This window comes from Akkermansiaceae bacterium, assembly GCA_024233115.1.
Classification (GTDB): domain Bacteria; phylum Verrucomicrobiota; class Verrucomicrobiia; order Verrucomicrobiales; family Akkermansiaceae; genus Oceaniferula.
The window spans coordinates 707,562-730,819 of sequence record JACKQB010000002.1; the positions used below are offsets into that span (position 1 = coordinate 707,562).

At 54.5% G+C, this 23,258-nt stretch carries 20 protein-coding genes; 10 read left to right on the top strand and 10 right to left on the bottom strand.

What is annotated here, in order from left to right; translation table 11 throughout:
* Positions 1–18 precede the first annotated feature (18 nt).
* Complete coding sequence (locus H7A51_07220) at positions 19–1,179, top strand: 3-dehydroquinate synthase (protein ID MCP5536012.1); 1,161 nt, start codon at positions 19–21, stop codon at positions 1,177–1,179.
* Here the strand turns inward: H7A51_07220 and H7A51_07225 are convergent.
* From H7A51_07225 to H7A51_07240, 4 genes are all read right to left on the bottom strand, one after another.
* Complete coding sequence (locus H7A51_07225; GenBank protein MCP5536013.1) at positions 1,176–2,147, bottom strand: zinc transporter ZntB; 972 nt, start codon at positions 2,145–2,147, stop codon at positions 1,176–1,178. The genes H7A51_07220 and H7A51_07225 overlap by 4 nt on opposite strands.
* A gap of 298 nt (positions 2,148–2,445) precedes the next feature.
* Positions 2,446–3,351 carry a ribonuclease HIII gene (locus tag H7A51_07230; protein MCP5536014.1) on the bottom strand — a complete coding sequence of 302 codons (906 nt, stop codon included), beginning with the start codon at positions 3,349–3,351 and terminating at the stop codon, positions 2,446–2,448.
* Complete coding sequence (locus tag H7A51_07235; GenBank protein MCP5536015.1) at positions 3,348–4,190, bottom strand: aminotransferase class IV; 843 nt, start codon at positions 4,188–4,190, stop codon at positions 3,348–3,350. Before H7A51_07235 ends, H7A51_07230 begins: the two co-directional genes overlap by 4 nt.
* Positions 4,191–4,215: 25 nt before the next feature.
* Positions 4,216–5,508, bottom strand: a complete 1,293-nt coding sequence (locus H7A51_07240; protein MCP5536016.1) for an aspartate aminotransferase family protein — start codon at positions 5,506–5,508, stop codon at positions 4,216–4,218.
* 108 nt (positions 5,509–5,616) lie between these two features.
* Between H7A51_07240 and H7A51_07245 the strand changes: the two genes are divergently transcribed.
* From H7A51_07245 to H7A51_07265, 5 genes are all read left to right on the top strand, one after another.
* On the top strand, positions 5,617–6,441 hold the full coding sequence (locus H7A51_07245; protein ID MCP5536017.1) for a mechanosensitive ion channel: 825 nt from the start codon (positions 5,617–5,619) through the stop codon (positions 6,439–6,441).
* A 335-nt stretch (positions 6,442–6,776) separates the two neighbouring features.
* Positions 6,777–7,538 (top strand): PEP-CTERM sorting domain-containing protein, encoded by a 762-nt coding sequence (locus tag H7A51_07250; protein MCP5536018.1) that lies wholly within the window; start codon positions 6,777–6,779, stop codon positions 7,536–7,538.
* A gap of 137 nt (positions 7,539–7,675) precedes the next feature.
* On the top strand, positions 7,676–8,329 hold the full coding sequence (locus H7A51_07255) for an HAD hydrolase-like protein (GenBank protein ID MCP5536019.1): 654 nt from the start codon (positions 7,676–7,678) through the stop codon (positions 8,327–8,329).
* A 4-nt stretch (positions 8,330–8,333) separates the two neighbouring features.
* A complete protein-coding gene (locus H7A51_07260; protein ID MCP5536020.1) occupies positions 8,334–10,151 on the top strand; it encodes a POT family MFS transporter in 1,818 nt (605 codons plus the stop codon).
* Between the two features lie 3 nt (positions 10,152–10,154).
* Positions 10,155–10,973, top strand: a complete 819-nt coding sequence (locus H7A51_07265) for a TatD family hydrolase (protein MCP5536021.1) — start codon at positions 10,155–10,157, stop codon at positions 10,971–10,973.
* Here H7A51_07265 and H7A51_07270 read toward each other — a convergent pair.
* The gene (locus tag H7A51_07270) at positions 10,970–11,269 is read right to left on the bottom strand and encodes a hypothetical protein (protein MCP5536022.1); all 300 of its coding nucleotides are present in this window, start codon (positions 11,267–11,269) and stop codon (positions 10,970–10,972) included. The genes H7A51_07265 and H7A51_07270 overlap by 4 nt on opposite strands.
* A 290-nt stretch (positions 11,270–11,559) precedes the next feature.
* Here H7A51_07270 and H7A51_07275 point away from each other — a divergent pair, with 290 nt between their 5' ends.
* The 3 genes from H7A51_07275 to H7A51_07285 all read left to right on the top strand — a co-directional run bounded on the left by H7A51_07275 (position 11,560) and on the right by H7A51_07285 (position 13,883).
* A complete protein-coding gene (locus tag H7A51_07275; protein ID MCP5536023.1) occupies positions 11,560–12,024 on the top strand; it encodes a LysM peptidoglycan-binding domain-containing protein in 465 nt (154 codons plus the stop codon).
* A 165-nt stretch (positions 12,025–12,189) separates the two neighbouring features.
* The gene (locus tag H7A51_07280) at positions 12,190–13,215 is read left to right on the top strand and encodes a hypothetical protein (protein MCP5536024.1); all 1,026 of its coding nucleotides are present in this window, start codon (positions 12,190–12,192) and stop codon (positions 13,213–13,215) included.
* Between the two features lie 242 nt (positions 13,216–13,457).
* Positions 13,458–13,883: a hypothetical protein gene (locus H7A51_07285; GenBank protein MCP5536025.1), complete on the top strand. Its 426-nt coding sequence runs from the start codon at positions 13,458–13,460 to the stop codon at positions 13,881–13,883.
* 400 nt (positions 13,884–14,283) lie between these two features.
* Here the strand turns inward: H7A51_07285 and H7A51_07290 are convergent, their stop codons facing one another.
* The 3 genes from H7A51_07290 to H7A51_07300 all read right to left on the bottom strand — a co-directional run bounded on the left by H7A51_07290 (position 14,284) and on the right by H7A51_07300 (position 20,288).
* Entirely contained in the window at positions 14,284–14,910 is a 627-nt protein-coding gene (locus H7A51_07290; GenBank protein ID MCP5536026.1) for a PEP-CTERM sorting domain-containing protein, read from the bottom strand.
* Between the two features lie 268 nt (positions 14,911–15,178).
* Positions 15,179–15,826, bottom strand: coding sequence for a hypothetical protein (locus tag H7A51_07295; protein ID MCP5536027.1), 648 nt, complete (start codon positions 15,824–15,826; stop codon positions 15,179–15,181).
* Between the two features lie 454 nt (positions 15,827–16,280).
* The gene (locus H7A51_07300; protein ID MCP5536028.1) at positions 16,281–20,288 is read right to left on the bottom strand and encodes a hypothetical protein; all 4,008 of its coding nucleotides are present in this window, start codon (positions 20,286–20,288) and stop codon (positions 16,281–16,283) included.
* A gap of 240 nt (positions 20,289–20,528) precedes the next feature.
* Between H7A51_07300 and H7A51_07305 the strand changes: the two genes are divergently transcribed.
* A complete protein-coding gene (locus H7A51_07305; protein MCP5536029.1) occupies positions 20,529–21,278 on the top strand; it encodes an inositol monophosphatase in 750 nt (249 codons plus the stop codon).
* 8 nt (positions 21,279–21,286) lie between these two features.
* On the opposite strand, the gene H7A51_07310 is transcribed toward H7A51_07305, so the two are convergent.
* Complete coding sequence (locus H7A51_07310) at positions 21,287–22,297, bottom strand: ABC transporter ATP-binding protein (GenBank protein ID MCP5536030.1); 1,011 nt, start codon at positions 22,295–22,297, stop codon at positions 21,287–21,289.
* 6 nt (positions 22,298–22,303) lie between these two features.
* Positions 22,304–23,254, bottom strand: a complete 951-nt coding sequence (locus tag H7A51_07315) for an ABC transporter ATP-binding protein (protein ID MCP5536031.1) — start codon at positions 23,252–23,254, stop codon at positions 22,304–22,306.
* Between the last annotated feature and the right edge of the window lie 4 nt (positions 23,255–23,258).

Below are 23,258 nucleotides of genomic sequence, written 5' to 3' on the forward strand. Positions count from 1 at the left end.
CACGTGCGTATCAACATCATGCAAGGCAAGGATTTCGACATCAGAATCAACAGCACCCACCGGATTCGCTTCACGCGCGATGCCTTTTCGGTGACGAACCGTATGCTCATTGATCTGCTCGAAACCAATGGTCACGCCAAGGTGATTGTTTTTATCGATAGCGGCGTCGCCGTGGCATTCCCCGGGCTGGAGAATCAAGTAAACGACTACCTCGAACGCATGCCCGGCTTTGTGTCGCGCGGCACGGTCGTGCAGACCGGAGGAGAATGCTGCAAACGGGATTCCCACACCCTGCAGGCTGCGTGGGACAAGATCGAAGACGCTGGCATTGACCGGCATTCGTATGTGATCTGCATCGGCGGTGGGGCTTATCTCGATGTCATCGGACTGGCAGCCGCAACCGCCCACCGCGGGATCCGACTGGTCCGTTTTCCAACCACCACACTGGCCCAGGACGACAGCGGAGTGGGCGTTAAAAACGGCATCAACGCCTACGGCAAAAAGAACTTTCTGGGAACCTTCGCCGTGCCCTACGCCGTGGTGAATGATTTCTCATTCCTGCACGGCCAGCCCGAGGCCGAGCGCCGTGCCGGTATTGTCGAGGCGGTCAAGGTTGCCCTCGTCAAGGACGCCGCCTTTTTCCACTGGATTGAGGATCACTGTGACAAACTTACCGGGCTTCATCCGCACACGCTGGAAGAGACGGTGGAACGCTCCGCCCTGCTGCATGCCGCCCACATCGCCTACGGCGGGGATCCGTTTGAGTCGGGCAGTAGCCGACCACTCGATTTCGGTCACTGGGCGGCGCACAAGATGGAGCAGCTCACCGATTTTGAGCTGAGCCATGCCGAGGCTGTTGGTGTGGGGGTGGCCTTGGACACCATTTACTCGTGGAAAACGGGTCGACTCGGTGAGGCCTCTGCGATGCGGGTCCTGGCAGTGCTGAAAAAGCTCCGGCTGCCCACCTGGCACGAGTCGTTGGAAATGCAGACCGCGGAAGGAATGCGCTCCGTGTTTGTGGGACTCGAGGAATTCCGCGAGCATCTCGGTGGCGAACTCACTGTTCTGCTGCTGCGTGATATCGGCAAGGGTGAGGATGTGCACTCGATGGATACCCAGCTGCTCGATGAATGCATCGATTGGCTGAAGCTGGATGCCGATATTACCACCACGGCCTAAAACCACTTCAGCCGCTTGAACAGGTAGATTTGGAACGCGACGATGCCAAACAGGAAGGCGCAGAAAATCACAAAAGCGTATTCGTTGTCAGCCCCGGGAATGCCCCCGACATTTATCCCCAACAAACCTGTTAGAAACCCGAGAGGCAAAAACACGGCGGCAATCACCGAGAGCATGTACATGTTTTTGTTAAGCCTGTCAGAAAGTATGTTGGCCAGCTCGTCTTTGACAATTTGCGCCCTCTCCCGGATAGCATCCAAATCCTCCAGGTAACGGGTCACACGGTTATAGTTTTCCTGGAGTTGACGGCGATGCCGGTCTTCAAGCCAGCTGACATCCGACATGCGGAGCTGGTCGACCGCGTCACGCTGCGGCACCATGTATCTACGGAACATAATCGCTTGTTTCCGCACATCAATGATGGCTTCCCGCAACGACACATCGACGGATTCCAGCAGTGACTCCTCGATATCATCGGTCGTTTCGTCCAGCTCCGTGAGCACGGGTTCGATACGCTTGAACAAGCGTGATAGCAACATGCAGACAAGATGCCCGGCATCCTTGGGCCCCTTGCCAGCCTTGATACTTTCCTCAATATCGCGCACAGCCTTCAGCCTTCGGCGGCGCACGCTGATAACACGATGCTTTTCCACCCACAATCGGATCGAAACCATATCCTCGGGGTCGGCATTTTCATTCAAATTCACCCCCCTTAAAATCATCATCGCGCCATCCTTGATCTGAATCATACGCGGACGCGTCTCCTCCTCTAACAAAGCATCGATAATATAGGGATCGAGGTGGGCGATCTCCCCTTCCAACCATGTGCGTGTTTCCGGCTGGTTGACATCCATGTGGATCCAGACCAGCCCATCACCGTCGGGCACCTGGTGCGTGCTGTCGCCCGTGAGTGACCGACCACCTCCTTTTCCATCGAACTGATAGGCTAATAAAGCATGTTGGCTCATAAGATGATGGGGGATTGTTTGATGTAAAGATCCCGTTGCGGGACTGGTATTTCGATATGGGAATCTTGGAATTTTCTCCAGATGGAAAAAGGCATCACTGCGGGGACTCTTCCGGCCGTCCATGACATCCACTCCCCCCACACGCGAGGGTCAATAACCAGGGTGAGGTGGTTTATCACTGGGTCATCCTATCCATTTTATCGTATTTCGGCGATGCAAATATGCGAGGAGCTTTCTTATTGCTTCTGATGTTGCTGGGGTTGCTGGGGTTGCCGACAGCTTGCAAAGCTGTCCTACTTTAGACCTCCTTTGCCGTCTTGAAATGCATCTTGGCTACCTTGGGCAGAATCTCATCGCCATGCACAGCGATGAGTTCGCGGGCGGCACCAAGGACGTGGGGGCCGGCACCGAGAGGGATCGTGACCCCGGATTTTTCACTGGCTGAGCTGATCCACTGGACAAAACGCTCCCGGGCTAGGATGGAGGCGGCGGCAACGGCGACATCACTTTCGCCTTTGGTCCGCTGTTGCAGGTCAATTTTGACCCCGTGACGCGCAAGCTCTTTTTCCAATACCTCCTTGCGGGCAAACTGGTCACTGAGTGCCCGGGGGCAAGCGGGCACCTTTTCGGCTAGACTGCGGATCACCCGGGCGTGGCCCCATGCCAGTAGCCGGTTCAAATTCCTAAACGAGCCATACATCTCGTTGTAGCGCTCGGGGCCAATGCTCACCACTTCATACTTCACACCGCGTGTGGCGCGGATCGTTTCCGCCAGCCTGGCAATCCTGGCCGCACTGGTGATGCGTTTGCTGTCCATCACACCGGCGTCCAATAACGCACGGGTCGATGAGGCATCGGTGTAGGCACCTGCAATGACCAGGGGGCCGAAAAAGTCCCCTTTGCCACTCTCATCAACGCCGATATGCGGTTCAAACATTTCAGGCTCGTTGACCTCCTCATACCCGAGCCTCGCCTCACCTAACACAAGGGGTTCTAACGTAAACTTCACAAAGTCCTCCGTCTCCTTCCCCTGGACTAAAACCTTGGGGCCTTTTTCATAAACGGTGACGTTCAGCTTTCCTTTTTTCGCAGAGAAACAGGTATAGGGTTTGGTTTTGAATTCAAAGCCCCCTTCTTCAAGGATGGCCCGGATCGTAGCCACATCCGCCGGCCTGATAGGCATGGTATAACTTGCTAGACTCATATCCCCAATTGTTGTTTCACCAGGGTTTTGTAAGCAGCCGCGAGTTGCGCCGTCACCGGCCCCGCTGCCTCACGGTCGTCATTGAGCATCCTGGCGGGCTGGACTTCGCGCGTCGAGCTGGTGATGAATATCTCATCAGCCTCCCTGACATCGGCCTCACCGAGCACGGATTCGTGACAGGGAATGCCTTCTTTTTCACAGAGTTCGATTACCCATGCCCTCGTCACCCCCGCCAGACAACCACTGGAAAGCGATGGCGTTTTTACCTTTCCTTCCTTCACCACAAACAGATTCGACATCGCCCCTTCAGCAACGATCCCCCGTGAGTTTAGAACCAGTGCTTCGTCGGCACCGGCCTCGATCGCCTGCCTGTATGCCATCACATGGCATGCGTAGGAGGCGGATTTTATCCCGGCCATGGTGGAGCTTTCATCACAGCCATGCTGACCCACTACCAACTTTGCCATCCCGGCGGGCTCGGCCTGATGCACTGCGGTGATGATCACACTTCCCTCCGCGCCGCCCCCATGGAGAGGATTGACTCCGCCTGTGACCGAAACCCTGACCCTGGCACGACCGGAGGCCAGGTCATTTGCAGCGATAACCCAGGTCATGGCTTTTTTAATCACCTCCTGGGAAGGTGTGGCCAGTCCTAGAATCCCGGCTGATTCCATAAGCCGACTGTGATGCCTGTCGTAGGCGAATACCCTGCCCCGGTAGGCACACATGGTTTCGAACACACCCAGGCCCACGGTGAGTCCCAGGTCAAAAGGCGACACCCGCACCTCATCCGCAGACATCAGCTCGCCATTCATCCACACTGTAGGGGTCTCGCTCATCGGCTGCTACTATCGGCTTAGAAAACTAACGGTCAAGAGCTCTCTGAAGTTGTAGCACCACGAAAGTGGCCTCGGCGTCGGTCATCACAAACGGCGGTGTCAACCCCAACACATTACCATGGGGCCCCCCAGCCAAGAGGATAACCCCCCTTTTCAACAGATCGCTGATCACCTGGGCGGCAATATCACCGGCTGGCGAACCGTCGGGATGCCTTAGTTCCACCCCAAGCATGAGCCCCCTGCCGCGCACATCATAAACATAGCGGCTCTTCAAGCCCCGCAGCAGCTCTTTGAGCAAAGTGCCAAGACCTGTCACATTGTTTAACACCCTCGGTTCTGCATGTTTTTTTAATGAGGCCAAAGCCATTGCACAGCCTACTGGATTCCCCAGGAAAGTACTGGTGTGCAATGCCTCGCCCCCGGATTCGGGCCACGCATCCATCACCTGGGATTTTCCGACACAGGCCGAAATGGGATAGCCTCCACTCATCGCCTTTCCGATACAGATGATATCGGGGACAACGCCTTCCCAGTCGCAGGCAAACAACTTACCTGTCCGATTGAGACCAGTAAAAATCTCGTCGAAAATCAACAGGGCTCCATTTTTCGCACACCAATGCTTCAGCATGGTTAGAAACCCGTCCGGCGGCACGACCTCCCCCCCGCGCCCTTGGATTGGCTCCACAAGGATTGCCCCGATGTTGCCAGCATCGAAGGCCTGCAATTGCCCGGCGAGCCGCTTCAAGTCCTCATCCCTGGTAGGAAAATCCAGGGTATTCCTGACAGGTGCCATCTGGTCCTCGAAAGGCTCGCGGAATTTATCAAAGCCTCCCCCGAGCAGGGCACCATATCCCAAACCGTGATATGCATTCTCAAAACTCAGGATACCGCTTTTACCCGTGGCTAACAGCGCGGTTTTCATCGCCGTCTCCACAGCTTCAAAACCCGAGTTACTCAAGGTGGTTTTGCCGACCCCTTCACCCCAACGCTCAAAGGTCATCGCCGACAACTGTTTGCATACCTCCACCTTGAGTGCCGTGGGATGGACATCTCCCATGCCGTGCACCAGTTCCGCCGACTGCTTGCGCATCGCCTCCGCCGACCAGCCGTGGCCTAGCCCCGCGACACCAAAGGCAGAGGTCAGATCAAGGAAACAATTACCATCGACATCCCAGACGTTGGCCCGGTCAGCCCGCTGCCAGAAAACAGGCCAATCGTCAGTGGTGTAGGTGACGTTTCTGCACTCATAACGGTTCAGCTCGGCCGCGAGTGCGAGCGATTGGGGGCCGGGGATCGCCGTGCGTAGCAGGGGAAGCATGGGAGGATTGTACCCTACTATCAAACGGTGTCGAGTCGGGGCTGCACTCTCTTTTAGGAAGGCTTTGGGGTTGCCTCCCCATAATCCAGGGCTTAACAACACCCCGTCATGAATATAGACATCGAAAAAATATCCCAACAAGTCACCGAACTCGGCACCACCCACGGCCTGAAGCTCCTCTCCGCCATCGTCGCCCTATGGATCGGCTGGAAAATCGTCAACCTGCTCTGCAAAGGACTGCGTAAATGGTTTGATAAAACCGATTTCGACGAAGCCCTGGAAACGTTCATCCACAGCCTGGTCTCCATGGGACTCAAGGTGATCCTCATTATCACCTGCGCGGGTATCGCCGGATTCCCCACCACGTCCTTTGTCGCAATCCTCGGCGCCGCCGGTCTTGCGGTCGGCATGGCCCTCTCGGGCACCCTACAGAACTTTGCGGGTGGTGTGCTGATCCTCATCCTCAAGCCATTCAAGGTAGGCGACTTCATTGAGACGCAGGGCCACAGCGGAAAAGTCCGCAGCATCCAGATCTTCAACACCGTGATCAATACCGGTGACAACAAACGGATCATCCTGCCCAACGGCCCTGTGGCAACCGGTTCGCTGATCAACTACTCCGCAGAGGACAAGCGCCGCGTCGACTTTATCTTCGGCATCGGCTACGACGATAACATCGACCAGGCGAAAAGCGTGCTCAGGTCACTGATCGAGGCCGATCCGAGAATTGATCAAGACCCGGAGCCGTTTATTGCAGTCCACGCCCTCGCCGACAGCTCGGTGAACCTGGTCGTGCGCGTCTGGACCAACTCATCCGACTACTGGGGGGTGTTTTTCGACCTTAACGAGAATGTGAAAAAGACCTTCGATCAAGAAGGCATCTCCTTCCCTTATCCACAGACCGACGTGCACCTGCACAGGACCGAAGGGTAAATTGCAGCACCGATACATTTTTTATAATACCACCCGCAACGCCACCGGCAGCCATTGCCGCGTGGCGTTTTTTATAGATATTAACCACACAATGTCAAATAATTAACTTATCTTAACCATTTGACAGGGCAGACCAAACCGGTCAGCCTCAGCAACCACAACCGCTTTAACGTATTCATATTAAACAAGTTGATAATCTACCTCAGACATTTACCAACTCACACTTTTAATAAATCATAGGTTATTTTATGTTTTTTATAATAATAATGTTGCCTGTTTTATAAAAAAATGCATAATACAGCCACCTTCGGGTAAGAACCCTAACTCTCACTGCAATGAAAGCCATCAAGAACCTCATCACCTGCACATTCGCCGCCGCCTTTTTGGCTGGTGACGCCACTGCACAACAAATGTCGTTCTCCGATGCCAACCTTGTCAGCGGGACCGAACTGGAAGCTGGATCATCTTACCGATTCAGTAATGTTACATCAGGCGTGGACGCAGTTGTCACCATCGATGCCCTGACCAACACAACGCTACTCAGTGTGGACACCTCTTCCGCCAACGCTATAGAAAACGAAGCATGGCGGCCGACTTTGGCAGGAACTGGCGGAGAGGGCCTGCACTACGCTGACTTTACTGTGATCTTTTATGCCAACGGCACCAGCAATCCCCTCGCACCGGACAGCTTTACCACCACCGCACTCGGCAATGACCTGGGTGGAACATCAGCTGGCTTCATCATGGAGTTCGCCCAGGTTGCCGGCTATACTTCTATGATCGCTGCTGAAGAAGGGATCGATACCATCACCTATGACGACGGCAGCAGTCTCGCCCTGGCCAGCGCCGGATCCACCTTGCTGGCTTCCTGGAACTTCGAAAACAAACCCGGATACGCGATCCGCTTCGGTTGGCAGGGAGGAAACAGAGACTCCAGCGGAAGCACCTTTGGGGCACTCATGGACAACACCTCACTTTCCAACAACAGCCCTACTGGATCACCCGCCCCCCCCATGACCTCAGTACCGGAACCGTCATCCGTCCTACTCTTCATCCTTTCCATCTTTCCCCTCGCCCTGCGCCGCAAACGGCCGTAATCGCAGGGAAAAAACAAGCAAATGATTGTGTTTGCTGTGTGATAGTGTCCGGCCCCCGTATGTTGCAGCGTGCGGGGGTCGGAATCTTTTCAGGGTATGTCTTGATCTCCACCCCGATTCCCCTGATGCTCCCGCGCGTGATACACGCCGTTATATTCGATCTCGACGGGACGCTGATCCACTCGCTTCCAGGCCTCACGGCCTCGGTCAACCGGGTGTTGGAAAACAATGGCCTCCCCACGCATCCAGAAAGCTCGGTTCGCCGCTTCATCGGCAACGGCATCATCAAGCTGGTTGAGCGTGCCGTGCCGGACAACTTCGACTCGAAAAAGATCCAGCCGCTCGCCAAGGAAATGAGCAACGACTACGCGACCACCTGGAAACTGGGGAGCACTCCCTACCCTGGTGTCACAGAAACCCTGCAGACCCTTCTCGACTGGGATATCCCTATCGCGGTCTTCTCGAACAAACCGCATATTTTCTGCCAGCAAATGACCGACTTTCTCTTTCCCACGATCACCTTCAGCTCCGTCATCGGTCAACGCGAAGGGGTGCCGGTCAAACCCGATCCCTCAGGTGCTCTGGACCTCGCGCACTCACTCGGAGTGGAGCCCGGCGATATTGCCTTCGTGGGCGACTCCACCATCGATCTCGCCACGGCCCGGAACGCGGGGATGCTTTCCATCGCTGCCACCTGGGGCTATCATGACATCCCGGCCCTGGAAGCTGAATCACCCGATCACCGCATTGGCACCATGAGTGAACTTCTCCATCTATTTGAACGCAACTAACCATATGTCATACAAAACGTCCCCGTCAGATACAAAGGGAATGCCAGCTGGCATTCCACACATCGTAGGCAATGAAGCCGCTGAGCGGTTTTCATTTTATGGAATGAAAGCGGTGCTCGCTGTTTTCATGGTCAAGTATCTGCACTTGATGAACGATTCTCCGGGCACTGCGATGAGTGAAGCTCAAGCCACGGAAAACATCCACCTCTGGGTCGGATGGGTTTACCTGACACCATTTCTAGGAGCGCTGCTTGCTGACATCTTCCTTGGCAAATACCGCACCATCATTTCGCTATCAATGGTCTACTGCGGGGGACATGCAGCACTGGCGTTCATGGGGGTCCAGGGTGACGCACGCTGGTGGCTTACCGCAGGGCTTGCGCTGATTGCGCTGGGATCGGGCGGCATCAAACCCTGTGTATCGGCACACGTGGGTGATCAATTCGGTGTGGGCAATGCCCAGCTCTTGCCCAAGGTGTTCAACTGGTTTTACTTTTCTATCAATCTGGGCGCCATGCTCTCAATGATGCTCACCCCCTGGCTGATGGAGTGGTATGGACCGCACCTTGCTTTCGGTGTCCCCGGCATCCTGATGGCGCTCGCCACCCTGGTGTTCTGGATCGGCCGAAAAAAATTCATCCACGTGCCGGCCGGCGGCATGCGCTTCCTCCAGGAGCTGGGGAAAAAATCCACCTGGGGCACACTGCTTCGGCTGCTGCCGCTGTATGTTTTCCTCGCGATGTTCTGGGCGCTGTTCGACCAGACCGGCTCGACCTGGATTTTCCAGGCGCAGGACATGGACCGCAACTTCCTCGGCATGGAGTGGCTGCCCTCCCAGGTGCAGTCGCTGAACTCCCTCTTCGTGCTGACATTCATCCCCGTGTTCGCCTATCTCCTCTACCCGGCCATTTCCAAAATCTGGCCACTCACCCCCTTGAGAAAAATCGGCGTCGGCTTGTTCATCATGGCGGCAGCCTTCACACTGGTCTCCCTCACCCAGTCGCGCATCGACGCCGGCCAGTCCCCCAACATCGGCTGGCAGGTCGTCTCCTACGCACTCCTAACAGCCTCCGAGGTCATGGTGTCCATCGTCGCCCTCGAGTTTGCCTACACCCAGGCACCGCGCACGATGAAATCCCTTGTGATGTGCTTTTATCTTGGGGCGGTGGCTGTCGGTAATTTCTTTACAGCGGGTATCAACAATTGGATTCAGATCCCCACGATTGCCCTGGAAAACCAGGTCGTCCACCCTGGCTACGATGGAAAATCCAATACCGGTGACGATCTCACCATCCACGGGAATGCCGTCATTTCCCCCGTCTATGACAAGCTCAAACAATCCGTCGAAGGTCTGGAAAGCATCTACCTCGCCAAAAAAGAACTGCCCACCTCCGAGAGCGGGGGCAAGGCGATGTCCGCCATTTCCGACCCCTGGGGCAACCCGCTGAGATACACCCGGCTTAACTCGCTGACAGCCCGCATTTCCTCCGATGGCCCGGATAAAAAACCGGCGACCCGGTGGGACCTCAGCGTCACCATCGAAGTGCCCGAGACAAAAAAGGAGCGAACCAGCTCATGGATGGATGCGTTCAGACCGGAGACACCCTGGCTTGAACGGCGCAAAAAGGAGATCGGCTATCAGGACGATGTGAAGAACAACGAGGACGGTGGTGTGTTTCAAACCACCTACGCGGCCGGCGGCGGCACCAAGCTGGAGGGCGCGGCCTATTTCTGGTTTTTCACCAAACTCATGCTCGCCACCGCCGTGCTCTTCATCCCCTACGCCCTGTTCTACCGGGAAAAAACCTACCTCCAGGAGTAATCCATGTTCACCGACTCCCACTGCCACCTGGCGTCCCACAAGTTTTCCAGCAACGAACTGGAGGACATCATCACCCGCGCCCGCGCGCACGGCGTGACCCGCATGGTCACGCTCGCCACCAATCTGGACGACTGCCCGCTGAACCTAAGCATTGCACAGACATACCCCGAGGTATTCGCCTGCACCGGCATCCACCCCTGTGATGTGCATGAGACTCCCGATGACTATTTGCCGGAGCTGGAAACATACGCCCGCCACCCACGTTGCGTCGCCATCGGTGAAACCGGGCTTGATTATTTTCATCCGGCACCGGAAGGCTGGATCGATGCAGATTATCACGCGCGCCAGAGAGCATTCCTCGACCAGCATTTTCAACTGGCAGACAAGCTGGGAAAAAACATCGTCATCCACACCCGCGACCGCACAGGTGATGCATCGCTGCAGGATGCGATCAGCATCTACAAACAACACGCCCATCAAGTCCGCGCCGTGTTTCACTGTTTCCCGTTTTCCATGGAAGCAGCAGAACCGATCCTTGCACTCGGCGGGCTGATCTCGTTTACCGGTATCGCGACATTTAAAAATGCAGCCACCGTCATTGACACGGCAACCCGATGCCCTGCCGGATCATTGATGGTGGAGACGGACTCGCCCTATCTTGCGCCAGTTCCACATCGCGGCCACCGCAATGAACCCGCCTATACCCGCTTCACCGCCCAAGCCATCGCCGAGGCCCGCGGCGAGAGCCTGGAGGAATTCTCTGCACACACCGAGACTACCGTAAATGATTTTTACCGTCTTGGCAGCAATCCTGGCAGCTAAATCCGGTCTTGCTCGGCAACGCGCTGTTGCAGATGTCCTAACATTTCCTCCAATTCCTCCGCACGCTTTCCCGCTGCCCCAGCCCGGGCACAGTAGGCGACAAATCCGATCGCGAAACACACCATCCCTGCCAGGACCAGCAAACCGGAGATCGCCACGACAACCATCATGATGCTCATGGTATCGCTCATACCGCCCGCACTCCCCGAGCTGCCCGATAAGCTGCTGAACATAACCACCATGCCCACGATATAAGCCACAATACCCGCCGCCTGAGTCATTGATCCCGCTAGCATCAGCATGGTTCGCCAACTCTTCTCCCCCCTTCTGGCTAATACGCTGCCAAAAATAAATGCCACCAACAGCACCAGCATCGGTATCAACGTAAGGCCACCTGCAAATCCCATAGTGCTGACAGACTAACGAAGCTGTCCGGTACCGCCAGCCCAATCTTTCAAGGAAACAACGAAAGTATCCCATGAAAATTTTCGTTTTCTTAACAACTTCCATTTTACAAATCACATTTAAGTGCTAAATAATCAGCAGTCACCATCGCCAACCGCCCCCCCCAACCATACGATCCATCATGAAAACAACCACGATCATCCCGCTTACCACCGCCTGCCTTGCATCCATCGTCTTCACTTCATGCTCACTCGACCCCGAATATCGTGAGTGGAAAAAGAACAAAGGTGCCGATGCCTCGGCCAATCCGTATGACCCTTCATCTGCCGCCGCTACCAATCCTTACGGGGTTCCCCAGGCAGGAGGTGAAACCGGTGCTTACACACCCGCAGCGGATGGAACCGCCCCCTATCAACCTCTCCCGGGAGTCACCCAACCCGCTGCCTCCAGTTCACCTGAGCCGCCATCCACCCCCAACCCTGGAGCTGCCGCGATGGGCGGCACAAGCCACACCGTTGTCGCCGGCGACAGCTTATGGGGCCTCGCCCGCAAATACGGCACCACCATTGAAGCCATCCAGGCAGCCAACGGCCTGACCACCACAGACATCCGCACCGGTCAGCAACTTACCATCCCCGGAAGATAATATTCAAATACCAAACTCCAACTACCAATTTCCAAGGGCGGGCATTAGCCCGCCCTTACTTCTTACCCCCTGTTTCCCTGTTGGATACCAAAGGCCTCCGCACGCGGACTATCACTTGGCATTTTGTAACTTGGTATTTGGAATTTAAGGTTTAATACTTCACCCATGAAACCCATCCTACTCCTCCTGACCTGCACGCTCGCCGTTGCACAAGAAACACCCGCTCCCGTTTCACCAGAACTACCCGGGGCGTCCGAACAACCAAGCCTTCCCGCCGATCCCAAGGAAGCAGCAATGGAAAAACTTTTCGCGAGTATGGGCGAAGACGGGTTTGATGCCGCCCTCGAACAAGCAGGCAAAGCGGGCATCCATCCGCAGGTTCTGCTAGAAGCCCGCTTCCTCCACCTCATTGATCGACGTGATACCCCGGGCCTCGCCGCCATGGCTCCCGAGTTCACCGAAAAAAAGGATGCCTTCGATCCGGATAGCTCAGAAGTCTTCTCCGTCAAGGAAGACTGGCAGGCCGTCGTCCATTACACCCAGGCACTCGCCGCCTTGGAAAAGGGAGATAAAGCCGGTTTTAAAAAGCACATCACCGAGGCGTTTTGGCTCAGCCCACGCCAGGCTCAGGCGTTTGCACCCCATATCGATCAACTCAGACTCGAGGAGGCGATGCAGTCCGTGACCCTCGACCCCACTCGGATGATGCAAGCCCAGGATGGCGGCAAGCCCAGCACCCTTGGCGAACTCATGAAGGGACACAAAGCCACCGTCATCCACTTCTGGTCCCCCATGAGCCAGGAAGTACAAGTCAACCTACCGGACTTCGTTCTGACCACCCAATCGTGTAAAGACCAGAACATCGCCGTACTCTCCGTCCTGGTGGGACAGTATCCAAACATCCTCGAGGATGCCGAAAGCATCCGTAAGGAAGACGCTGCCAAAGCACAGTGCGTTTGGCTGTCTGACTCTAACAAGAAATCACTCGCCGGCATCCTGCGCATCACAGACATCCCCACTATGGTGATTGTTTCCGCCGAAGGTAAAATTTTATTCAACGGCCACCCCTCGGATGAAAAATTCTGGCAGACGATCCAAAAAATCGCGCCTGATTTCAAACGGCCCAATACCCCCGACAAGCCTAACAAACGCGCAGGAGATACATCCGGGCCCGGTCATGCTGAAGAATAATCAATTTATCGATTCAAAAAATAGTTTTGAAAAGTTTAATTCCTGACTTGACCAATTATAACCGTTAGGGCATGCTCTACTTTAAGTAGAGGATACGTTTGCGAAAACACCACTTGGCCTGGCCAGGAACACGTCACGCAAACATCTCTAACAAACATAATCCGGGCCGCCTAACAGCAAACAACCGAAGGGCAACCGGATTCCACCACCCCAAACAAACAGACCTAACATAACACTACATTATGGCAGCCAAAAAAAAGACCGCTAAAAAGAAAACCGCTCCACGCAAAGCCAAAAAGGCCACAGTGAAGCGTGTTACTAAGAAGCCAACAGCGAAGAAAAAAGCTGTTCGCAAACCAGCAGCCAAGAAAACGGCTACTAAGAAAGCAGCAACGAAGAAAAAAGTAGCCAAGAAAAAGGCCGCTAAAAAGCCCGCTAAAAAAGCCGCCAAGAAAAAGGTAGCTAAAAAGGCTAAGAAAAAAGTTGCTAAAAAAGCCAAGAAGGTTGCCAAGAAAAAGGTCGCCAAGAAGGCTAAGAAAGCAGCCAAGAAAAAAACCACTAAAAAGCCAGCAACCAAGAAAAAAGTAGCCAAGAAAAAGGCCGCTAAGAAGCCAGCTAAAAAGGCCAAGAAGAAAACCACCAAGCGTAAAACCACTAAAAAGGGCTAGTACTCTGACCTGATCAATATTTATCAACCCCGACTGCGAAAACCGCGGTCGGGGTTTTTTTGTGGCCACCCCGCAGCTACATGATTCATCGATGTTGGCAACAGCGTGAACTTGAGGAGGCGAGGACTCTCCCCTGTGGAGTGCGGAGATGCATTCTCCGCTTTGGATACTCTATGCGGCGCTGCTGTGCGTTGTGGTGATGAACTGCGTGACAACCTCGCCGAAACAAACTCCGGTAATCGGGAAGTGGGCGTTGCAGGGGGCCAGACGGAACAAGGAGAAACCCACACGCCAGGCAAAATCCAAAGCGGAGAATGCATCTCCGCACTCCGAAAGAAAAAGCCCGCTCCCAGTGAAAGGAGCGGGCTTGAAGTTTTACCGCTATCCAGTCCACCTGCCATTACTTCCTGCGACGCAGGAGCAGGGCGAGACCTCCTAGTCCGAAAAGCGCGCTGGAGGTGGGTTCGGGCACAGCTGTAACATTAAATCCTTCAATGGAAAATGACCCGTCGGTACGACTGATCGTAAATGACTCATTGGCTGCTAACGTATTTCCAGAGGAAAAAGCGATGGTATCGCTTGTGTTATTGTCGAAGTCTCCACCGACCAGATTTATCGTCGCATTCCCATTTGAATAGCTGATTGATACAGCATCTTCACCAGCTTGTCCGGATCCGGTGAAACCTCCTACATCAAGAAAATCCAGGGAGACCGCTTTGTTGAAACTAAATGTTAGTGCGTCACCTGCATCAGCAAGAGTCCCCCCAGAAGTAACACCCAGGCCAGTATTCGTATAGCTAATGTCGCTTTGTGAAGGAGTAATGGTTAGGATCAGCCCAGAGACTATATCGTTTAAGCTAAATGCAGTGGCAGTCGTTTGCCCATCAATCGCAGCTTTATGAGCGTCCGCAAGAACTTCGTTACCGTTGATAGAGTTGGCACTAGTATCGAACACAAAGCTCACCACGGTTGCAGCATACGTGCAGGTCGTTGATAAAAAGAAGATTGGGATAATTGTTTTTTTCATGGTTTGTCAATTGTTACTGTTTGTTAGAAGGCACTGCCTGCAGTGCTGGCTGGTTGGAATGTGTGACGTAAGAACCGCCGTCACCATGGTTTCGTGATGACAATTCCGTAATAAACCGAGATGGGTGCTATCATCTGATTTAACCCATCCTCACCCTTTCTCTACTTGTGTGCCAGCAAAAAAGACACTAAGTTATTCACAATCAGTCGTGTGCCGATGGTCCCTCTCAACAAATCACCTTTTAGCACGCATCTGGACTTGTCTCACCCTAAGGCTTCAGGTCGGTCATCTTCTTGCGTAATTCCTCGGGGGAAATTTTATCAAGGGTCGTTCTGAAGGCTCCTACAGTCTTGCCGCCGTTTGTTTGCGGCTCGGCGTTGTAGAATGCCATGACAGTGAGCGTACCGGTTGGAAAGCGGAGCGAGGTGTTCAAAACCGGCACCTTGCCCTGCACCTGAATCGCTGCGACGCGATGGAAGCCGTCTTTTTTAGCAATCACAAAGCTTTTCCTCTGCCCAGAATTCAGTGTAACCGGCTGGTTGTCGTCGATAATAAAAGCGACGGGTTCGTTGGAGAAATTTCTAACCAACACATTTTTATCCAACAATGCCTGGGAACGCAGGTTCAGCACACTGAAGGTCGGTTCAGATTTCCATGGAGTTTTACCCTTTCTCGAAGGCGTGAGAAACACAACCACTTGCGACCATGGTTCCAGGGGCGGCAGTTTGAGGTAGCTGCGGTAAGCGCTGTTTTTTGCCCGATCAATAGAATGAAGATCCAATGGCACACCGGCATGAACCTTGGTTACTGAAGTCGCATTGTTAAAACCGACACGTATACGGCCCCATGGGTTTCCGTTAGGGGGAGCTTTGGGAAGTTTGTAATAAAGCGTCGATGGTGGTACGGCTCCAGCCATGGGGGGTAAGAGGATGGGGATGTCCCCTGCTCCGGGGTCACGGGCGGGGCGAGCGCCCTTGCCTTGATTGCCAGCAGTGGCAGGATCGGAACCGCCACCACTCGAACCAACGGGTGCTCCCCCATCTTCGCCTGACTTGATATCCTCCAGGTCATCATCGTCGGGCATTTTATAACGTCTCTGGGGAATTGGCCCCAAGGCGACCACTGACATGTGGGCGGCAGCACCGTCCGGCACTTCTTTTTTAGGCGTATCCTGGGCAGCCAAGAGATCCGGCAGCAGACATATCACCACGCTGAGCCCCCCTGTCATCAATCGGGTAAGCGGTGTTTTTCGAGGTGTTTTACCAGGCAACATACAAGAGTTCATCAATGGGTTTGGTAACATGGGAAGATCTGGATCTGGATTTGCCCCTGGGATCTATCGTATTCATACAGGATGCATCGATACAGGGTCAAACTTCATCATTGGCCAACCAGCGGAAGGACTTGATCACAAATTTTCGTCCATAGCGTTTATTGGCCTCGGTGAGGTTCCCCTCCGACACACCCCCGTTAACCCGGTCAATGACGTGTACCGGATCAATCGGATTGTTGCCATGGGCACCGGATGAGGTGTCGTCAATACTTGCGGGATTGACGAAATCCGGGGTGCGTTCCACCACGGCCTCGATATAGGCCTTGGCAACGATGTCGCCATTGGCGTTACGTGATTCACCGTAGGCGCGCACCAAGAAACTATCCCCTCTTACCGTCATTGACGAAGCCAATGGCTCGAGTAAATCCCCCTGGGTCAGATACCCGGGGATACCCCATGACTTGGCTTTCGGCTGCTTATCCAGGTCAACTACCCATTCAGGCACATTGTTGTCATTTGAGTTGTTGGTGGTGGTCAGGTAGGGTGCCTGTTCAAAACTGCTGTTCAATCCTGTGTGTAGAATGGCAGCTTCCAGAACACCCCGCATGCTGGCGGGGTTCGATTTCGGGGCAAGTCTTCTGTTCACAAAGTCAGCCAGGGAAATAAATGGCCCCCTTTCCTTGACCTCCTTCACCACCTCCTCGGCGAGCGACCGGACCTCATCCTCTGTGAGTTCACGTCCACCCGACCAGCCCCCTGCATTGTCGGTTCCGGCAGATCCCGTTTTAGCAGCGTCGAATGGTTTCCGGATGCGGGAAAACACGCTATCCGTCCCTCCCCCGGCCGTCCCGGAATGGGTCGGCCTTTCCAGCCCCTGTAATCCTGACAAAAATGCCGTCCAGGCTTCGACCGAGGTTGAGTTCACGTTGAAGGCACCTTTGTTTTTCAGCAGGTAAGCGTTGTGCCAGAAGCCGAAACTTAACGCCGAGTTTCCTGAGCCGTTGTTTAACTTGGACACGACATCCTTGCCGTTCACCTTTGCCATGCTATTGAACTGATGGCGTTCATTCCAGAGTGGGTCGCCATTGCCCGGATCCCAGTTGAAAGACATTCCATCTGAGCTCAGTGGAATACCGGAAAAGAAATACTGGTCCCAAAGGTTCTGGTTCACCTCGTAAGCAATATCGTAGGCCAGGACTTCATCCCTGGAGCTCAGTGAAGTCCCGTCGACATTCTTGGTAATGCCCAGGCTGCCTGTTTGCAACAGCCCGGTTGAGTCGAGGTCCCATGTCCGCGGGCCATAGTCGAGACTGTAGGGATTGGTCCCGCTGATCGCCTCGTCCCATCTTGATTTTTCACTACCTGAGTATGATCCGCTCTGAGAGAGATGGGCGCTGGTTTCAAAGGGCGCGTGGATATCAGCCAGTGAGTGCCCTACCAAATAGCTGGGGTGCCATGAATAGGGGCTTAACTGGGCATGGCGCAATGAGCCCAGTGAGAGCGCCCCATACCTGGCATCAGGAAGATCAAACATAGCCGCCTGGGATGCCGTTGAGAATTGAAGGGCCGCACCGAGTGGAGACTTGACGAAGTAACCTGATCTGTTCGTGGACGGCAAATCATTGGAGTCTTGTGGCGAATACGGGGCAAATTGCAACATCCATGCTCCCGATGTCGTCACATACCATTCTTTGGAAACCGGCGAAGCGGGTGAACGGGTAGCCAATCCCGGCCTGACATTCCAATGGGCAACAGGAACCGGATTGTAGGCGAGCTGGTCGTGGCTCCACCGTTTCACCCGAATGGGTGGATTGTTGGCCTCTGTCGATGACTCATCAAGCCACAGCAACTTCGTGCCAATCTGATGAAGCCCCGGGGCATCTTTACGGGGAGTTTCCTGGAAAGTCGTCAGATCTCCGAACTGTCCATTGGAAGCAGAGACACTTGTCCCCAGCCAATACTGCCAAAAGTCGTATGTGCTGGCACCACCGTTACCATGGTTGATCAGTTGCAAGGTGGGAAATGAAGAAGCGCTGCTAGAAGTCATTGTCTCTGTCGAAACGGCCGCAGAGCCATTGACTGCTTTTAAGACAAACGGAAAACTATCGTGGAACACTGCAGAGGATTCGTATTCATAAATCTCGCCCAACCGCATTTCGCGGAATGTGGCATAAGGAACGGTGAGCCACGAGTTGTTCCCCGATGCGTTTTCAGTTTGTAGTTCGATCCACTGCGTTTCGTAGTCGTGGAAAAAGTGGTCTTCACCCTGTGGCGCACGCGCGCTAAGGACGTTCGCTGCGACGTTGTTCTTATGATACCGTTGGATCGACACCCCCTGTGCAGATTCATCAGCTGCGCGAATACTGGGGGAAAACACCAGACATTCACCGGCGGCAAAGCTTGTCGCCTCCAGCAAAAACCCTAAATAACGACTGTCTGGAAACAAGCCCTCCGCCCCCCCGGACGCTGACCCGCGAGCACGTATTTTATACCGCCCATCAGCACCCCATCGATCAATGGCCTGCCCCGAAGCCGGAAACATCTGTTTCATACGTAGAGCTTCACTGTCATTGAAATAGAAGTGAAATGCATTGGTATATCGCCAGTAAGGGTTGGCCATAAGCACCACCAATGGCTCCGTTTTCATCTCCACATTGTACGGGTTCCACAAACAAACACGTGGGATGATGTGTGTCTTAAAGGACTGTTTCGCGCTGTCATCGGTGTGACTGAAGTAATAATGCCAACGACAATCCGTCATCACCGGATGAATCTTAGGAGCCTTTGATGCCCACTCACCACCATCGAAAGTCACTCCATCGGATACGTTGTGTGGCCAGTTAGTGGTTGGAGGGAATCTGGTGGAGTCACTACCGCTATGTTTCGTCTGGGCAGTGATAGAACCATCTGATAGCCCGCTAAGTTCTTTCATCCGCCCCCAATAACGAAGTCCTCCGAACGATGGCCCGAGCACACCGTGGTAGCGTCCTGGTATGATGGGATAATCACTTGAAAAGGCATGTGACGCGACCGATGCCCCAGGCGATGCCATGGTGATGGATGCTTGCTGGGGATCACCGAATAACAGCGGGGTGAGATCCTTTTTCAAACCACCTAATGCGGTATCCACAAACAAGCCTGCTCCATCGGTTGTCAAGTGGTGAAAATGCGAGCCGAACGCCCTGGCCAATGCCTCGCGTTGGGATGCCGTGGATGCCGTCATGGCCGCCGTCTTGTAGCTTGCCACTTTTCCGAACCGAGCCCTGCCGCTCTCCAAATAATTTGTGTATGGTGTGGCTCCTGATGAGGTTTTCACCCCTGCCGGGTTGTCCGTCTGGCTTGCAAGAAACGGAATATCCGCATCGACCGTTCTGTCCGGGAGCAGTGCGATGGACGCCTTCTGGTTATTATCAGAAACATACCAGCCGTATGCCCCTGTGGCAGCCAGCCCGCTATCGCTTGCGACTTCCACTTTTTCCACCAGGACGCGGTTCCCCAGGTAATCGGACGCAGTAACATCGTCACCGAGTGTTCCCCGGCCAAGGATTTCAAGCACGTTGGGATCGGAGAGGCTCAACGCCGAAGCTGGGTTTGCCGCCTGGGACGAGCTACTGACAAGCCACCCTTGAAGCAACTCATCGCGCCAACCCTTGTTCTGGAGGTGACCCACGCTTTCACGCAGGTCGGAGTAAATTCCTTCGTTAGGGTAAGGTGTCCCGCTGCCACCCGATGGAGCTTTGCCGATCAACGGCCACTCTTTGCCACTCGTTTGATAGGTTGTTTTCCAAATCCCGAGCCAGTTCCTGTTAGCCAAAGGCGTTCCACCTGATGGGTTTTCCAGAATAGCGGCCCGTGCTGTGACCCTTTGGTCTGGCCCGGCGTGTTTTTGCAACTCCCCGATCGCCAGCATCAGTGCCATCCGCGCATTGGCACGTGCCTCTTCTTGGTGGCCGGCATGGTTTGCCTGCCTGATTTCTATCGCAGCCAGAGACATAAAACCCACTGCAATCAATAGAAGCAGCACCATCACCGAAACCGTCGCAACCAAAGCAAAGCCTGGTGAGTTTTTTGGCCGTCGGGGTTTGGATGGGAATGGCTGGTTCATTTTTCATAGTTCGCTCACAATGCTACCAGCTTGGTGACGCTGCTTGGCACATCTTTGCCCAGTAGTTCAAACATTGTTTCATTGGTAATGGGGGGACGGTGCATACTTTATGTAACTTCAGTATTTTGGAACCATATCCATGGCCAAAAAGCGTTGCAAACACAAAGTGCATACTAATTTGGCTTTCCGGCATCATTTTTCATAGTGGCAATTCCGTCAAACTCCTGTAAAACCCAGGCCATGAATCATCTTGAAGTAGCGAAGCAGGCAGCATGCCAGGCGGGGGCGTTCCTAAAGGAGCACTTTGGTAAACCGCTCGACGTGGACGAAGCAAAACACCACGATATCAAGCTCGCGCTCGACCGCGAAAGCCAGGATCTGATCACCCGCGTGCTGCTCGGGGAATTCCCCGACCACGCGATCTACGGCGAAGAGGGGGTGGCCGGCAACCAGGATAGCGAGTACCAGTGGATTGTTGATCCCATCGACGGTACCGTGAACTTTTTCTACGGTATCCCCCACTACTGTGTCTCGATCGCCCTCCGCCACGCCGGCGAACTCATTGTGGGCGTGATCTACGACCCGAGTATGGATGATCTCTGGGAGGTCAAAAAAGGTGGCCCCGCCCTGCTGAACGGGAAGCCTATTTCTGTCAGTGCACGCACCAGGCTGGAGGAATCAGCGTTATTTGTCGGGTGTGGCAAGGACGAGGCCTCATTGGCCACAGGGCTTGAACGTTTCCGGAAAGCCTCACTGCGGGCACGGAAAATGCGGATGATGGGATCGGCGGCCCTTGGCATGGCCTACATTGCCTCGGGCCGACTGGATGCCTATGTTGAGTCGAGGATTTCGCTTTGGGACATCGCCGCCGGCCAACTTCTGCTAGAAGCAGCCGGAGGCAAAACCGACCTTACGGAAATCCCAGGAATCACTGATGCCTGGTCGATCGTGGCGACCAATGGCAAGATCCCGATCGAAGAAATCCTCTAACACACCCACTATAACAGCCCCCTGGCCTTCTCGAAATCATGCTCGCTGATACAGCAGGGATCAGCCGCTACCCAGTGGTTTTTTTCAATCTCTACGAGAGACATGTCCATACCGATGGTCGACTCATATAACGGGTGGTTGATCCGATGGCCGAAGGCGCTCCCTGCAGGCGGATTGATCGGCGAGGGAATCTCACCTTCAAGATGCACACGGTCTTTAGCTGCCGTGGGATCCGGCTCCGGGATGGCGGAGATCAGCGCCTTGGTGTAGGCGTGTCTGGGGTTTTTGTAAATGTCATCGGCATCGGCAAGCTCGACGATCTTCCCAAGATACATCACGGCAACGCGATCTGAGATGTGTTTCACCACCGCCAGGTCATGCGCAATAAAGAGATAGGCAAGGTTGAACTCCTCCTGAAGATCGAGCAGCAGATTAAGCACCTGGCTTTGGACAGAGACATCAAGCGCGGATACCGGTTCATCGAGCACAATCATCTCGGGGTTCAGTGCCAGTGCGCGGGCGATACCGATGCGTTGGCGCTGACCACCTGAAAACTCAAACGAAAACCGCTGCGCTGCGGTTTTGGGCATCCCAACGCGTTCCAGCAGCTGCTCGACCATATCCCGGCGTGTCGCCTTGGTACCAATGCCTTGCACCTCTAACGGCTCGGCTATAATCTGACCTACCGACATCCTCGAGTTCAAGGACTCTGCGGGGTCCTGGAAAACCATCTGCATGTTTTTACGGATGGGACGTAGCTGCGATTGTGAGAGGTGGGTGATCGGCACGCCTTGAAATACAATCGAGCCAGCCGTCGGATTGGTGAGCCGGACAATACATTTCCCCAACGTTGATTTACCGCAGCCTGACTCACCCACCAGCCCGAGGGTCTCCCCCTGGTTGATGGTTAGAGAAACCCCGTCAACGGCTTTGACGGCAGCAACCTGGCGCGAGAGTACACCACCTTTCACAGGAAAATGCATTTTCAAATCGCGAATTTCTAGGATGGGATCGGACATCGTGGGTTAGACTGAAGCTTGGGGTTGCAGGTCGACGCACTTGGGGCATGCTTCGACCCAGTGGTCTTTGGAGATTTCCACAAAGGGAGCCCTGTTTTTCAAGGTATCACCGGTTCTTTCCATGCGTTGGCAGAATCGGCATCCCGGGACAAAATCCTTGATGGAGGCGACCTGGCCTTCGATGGTGTTGAGCTTTGACTTGCGGGCTGTGGCCAGCGTAGGGATCGCATTGAGCAGGCCTTTGGTGTAGGCATGCCGGGGCGAGGCGTAGAGTTCCTTGACCGGAGCGCGTTCGACCACGCGTCCGGCATACATTACAACCACCTCATCACAGTGACCGGCGATCACACCCAGGTCGTGGGTAATCAGGATGGTTGACATCCCCATTTCATTCTGAAGGTCCTCCATCAGTTCAAGAATCTGCGATTGGACCGTGACATCGAGTGCCGTCGTCGGCTCGTCAGCGATAAGCAGATCCGGTTTGCATGCCAGGGCGATGGCAATCACAACACGCTGACGCATACCACCGGACAGCTGGTGCGGATATTCCATCACCCTGCGTTCAGGAGCGGGAATCCCCACCTTGTCGAGTAACTCCACGGATTCCTTCAAGGCTTCACGTTTACTCATACCCCGATGGAGAACCAGCGACTCGGAGATTTGCTTGCCGATTCTGTGGCATGGGTTCAGAGCCGTCATCGGCTCCTGGAAAATCACCCCGATCTCCCCCCCACGCACTTCGTGCATCCGGTCATCACTGGCCTGGCAAAGATCCTCACCTTTAAAAATGATCTGGCCTTCGAGGATATGCCCCATGGGTTTGGGTAACAAGCTTACGATCGACATCGCGGTGACACTCTTGCCGCAACCTGACTCGCCGACAACACCGACGGTCTTACCCTTGGGCACCCGGAAGGAAACACCATCGACGGCACGCAACCACTCGCCGTTTTCCATCCGG